The following is a 3818-nucleotide window of genomic DNA, read 5'->3' on the forward strand; positions in this document are numbered from 1 at the left end:
TTATAATATTCTATCTATTATAAAATAATTAACATTTAAAAATAAAAAATAAACCCTCCTATGTTTTAATAATTTTTTTAACAAAGGAAGGTTTTTTATTTATAATAATCTATTATTTAATATCATATAAAAATATTAATAATTTTTTTATTAGAATCTTATATTTAAACTATATTATAATAAAGTTTGAGAAGGTACTTTAAATAATGGAGTTAATAAAAAAGATCTTAAATCTGGTGCATCATCATTTTTATCTCCATAAAATTTAATAGTATTATTACCATGTTTTAAAGCAATAGTAAATGCTTTATTACCAATTTCATTTCCTGTTTCATCTAGAATGTAAATATTCCCATCTTCTTCTTCATTAATATCTATTAAAAGTGGTGCTTGCATATTTTTAGCTCTATAGTGTAAAATCATTGAATAATCTCCAGTGCCAAAGGATTCTACAGTCATTGTAACAAATCCATTTAATCTACCACCTAAATTTACTACTAAACCCTTTTCATAATCTATACCTGCTCCATTTCCTAAGAGTCCTTTAGTAATATCAATACTTCCTTCTGGCAATTTTCTAATATAAGCAAAAGCAGCTACTCTTAATTTCAAAGAACCTAATTTAGGAGCATAACTATTCTTTTCCCCTCTAAATTTAAGAATATTAATTCCCTCCTCTAAATTCACCTTGAATTTTGCCTTTGGTAAATCCAATGTAGATATAATTAAGCTCTTTAAAAATTGCCTTTTCCTAATAACACTAATATCATTAACTAAAAGTTCTAAAAATCCTTCCTCACTAACTGCATCATATTCAATATCTAAATCATATAGTCCTTTAAATGGAACAGTTACTTTTATGGATACTTCTCCAAGTCTTGGTCCTCCAATATTACATACTTGCCTCTCTTTATTAACCCTAGCTCCATTTTTTAGAACTCCAGATGCAATATCATAAACAATTATAGAATTAATAGAACTTAAAGCTAAAGTAAATTGTCCTATATTAGGTGTAAGAATATTTCCATTGCCTTTAATCTCCACAGTATTACTTCCTGCAATTAAATTTAAAGGAATGGTAAATGAGGCACCTGTTAAAGTTTTTTCTTTATCTGTTTCAGGAAACATATAACTATTATCTAATTTTTCATTAATTTTTATTTTTAAACTTCTTTTTAATTCAGGAGAAGTATATTTAATTCCTAAATCATATTGTCCTGCTAATTTTACATTTATAGTTAGAAGCAGAAACCCTCTATTTTTTCCACCTATAGCAGTTATATAATCTCCATTTTGTATTTCTTTAGCTCCTCTTTTTAATTCTTGAGAAACTATTTTATAATCTTCTTTGTTTTTATTCTCTTCTGATATGGTAAAGTCCCCTATAGAAGGAGCAAAATTAGATCCATCTCCAGAAAATATAATAGTATTTTTACCTAATGCTAAAGAAATTTTAATTTGAAGGGTCTTTAATTCTTTTTTATCTGTTACATTACTTTTTTCTAAAGTAATTACCTGTGGATTATTAGCATAATTAAAATCTATTAAAAGTTTTTTATCCATTTCTGGTGATAAATAATTTAATGTTAAAATATAATCATCTGATTTTGGAATATTTATATCTATAATTGCTCCACCTCTATTAACTCCACCTATATTAACAATATAAGTAGTATTAGATTTGAAAAAGCTTGCTCCATTTCCAAGAATAGTAATTTCTTCATCATTCCAACTAGCTTTCTTTAAATCTTCTGATATAATTGCTTTATCCCATTTATAAATTTTAGTGAAAGTTGTTGACTCTTTCATACTAGCTTCTTTAATAGAAATATCCCCCAATTTAGAAACTTTATCTACTCCATTTCCATAAAATTTAATACTATTAATTCCTTTTTTTAAAGGAACATCTATATTAAAATTTTGAAAAGATAATCCATCTTCTAAATCATTAGATATTAAAATACCTTCCATAGAAATATTATTAACATCAATCTTTAAAAGATTATCAACTTCATTTTCTATATACTTAACATTTAAATTATACATTCCATCTTTATCAGCATTTACTTGTACTGTAACATTTCCATTATTTATTCCACCTATTTTTTCAATAAAATTACTATCAGGGTCTAAAGTTGCACCACTAACTAAAATTCCATCAGATAATTTATAAATAGATTCTTCAATAGCATACGCTAAGTTAATTTCTATCTTTAAAATATCAGGTACCTTATTAATATAATTACCATGAAAAACTATTGTATTATCTCCATACTGTAATGAAATTATAATTGTATAAACAATTACTTCACTAGATTTTGGTATATTATAAGTAAAACCTGTATTTTCACCATTAATATCTATTAAAAGAATATTACCTTTAGAAGTATCTAAAGTTATATTTAAAATATATTTTCCAGATTTTTTTGTATCATAATCCATCATATATTTTCCATCGCTTACTCCCCCTAAACCTGTAATTACTCCTTCTGATAAAATTTTCGCTCCACTTAATACATCTCCATTAAAATCACTAGTAAAATTATTTTTTATTAACTCTAAAGTAAAACTTCCCAAATCTGGTGATAGATTTTTTTTATCACCATGGAACCTTAAAGTATTAATTCCAACTACTAATGGTATAGTAACAGAAAATATACCGCTTTTTTCTCCATTTACTGTATATATTTTACCTGTATCTAATCCATTAATATCTATTTTTAACGGTCTATTGTTATTAACATAATATATTTTCATTAAATATATTCCATAACTTTCTACAGGAATAGTTATAATACAAAATCCATCTGCAATTCCACCAATATTTGTAATAATCTTAAGTTTTTTATCTATAACTGCACCATTTCCTACTATTCCACTTGTAATATTATAAGTTTTTGCCACTGATGAAAATAAAGCTGTAGAAGTATTTTGTGAAGAATTAACTGTAAATTTTCCTAAACTAGGTCCATAATTTATACCATCACCATGAAATCTAAGAGTATTTATACCCTCATTTAAATTTACTAAAACATTAAAGGTTTTTATAGTATTAGCATTTATTCCATTAGTTAGGGGTAATATATACTCCTCACCATTGTCAATACCATTAATATCTATCTTTAAAGGTCGAATTTTATCTAATGCATCATACTGAAAAGTTAAATTATATACTCCTTTAGTATTAACCTTTACTGTCACCGTTACAGCTCCATCACTTGGTCCTCCTATGGCATTAACAAAATTTTTATTAGGTTCTATAGATGCATCTCCTTCTAATATTCCTTTATGAAAACTATCAACTAGAGGTGGTAAACTTAAAGTAAAATCTCCTAAGTAAGGTGCAAAACTACTACCATCTCCATGAAATTTAATTATATTGCTTCTAGCATTCAAAACTATTGGAAAGGTAAAAATTAAAATTTCTGATGTATTCACTTGCGCTAAATATTTAGGTGAAAAAATTAAATTCCTTGTTATATTATTTATACTAACTTTAAACTTTAAATTTGGCTTAGTACATATATATTTAATAGCTAAAAAATATAAGCAGGAATATGGTACATTTACATTAATCATAAAAGCCCCATCATTAGGACCTCCTATATCCCCAATAAAATTATATTTATCAAGTTTTTTAGCTCCATTTAAAAGTTGAGCTTGAAAAATACTTACATTTAAATTAAATGGTTTAATTACATCATCATTTATACTATTAACCCTATATATTTCACTATTAAAATTATTGGATTCAGATACGTTTTTCACAAAAAAATTTGAATTATTAAGTTCTTTATCTGTTTCAAATTTCATATGAG

The 3818-nt window shown here is 25.3% G+C and carries 1 protein-coding gene; it reads right to left on the reverse strand.

Features of this window, described 5'->3' with window-relative positions; all coding sequences use genetic code 11:
• Nucleotides 1–174: 174 nt before the first annotated feature.
• The coding region (locus GBZ86_RS17335) for a carbohydrate-binding protein (RefSeq protein ID WP_207707460.1) at nucleotides 175–3818 on the reverse strand (3644 nt) is incomplete at its 5' end.

This window comes from Clostridium tarantellae (assembly GCF_009295725.1).
Lineage (GTDB): Bacteria > Bacillota > Clostridia > Clostridiales > Clostridiaceae > Sarcina > Sarcina tarantellae.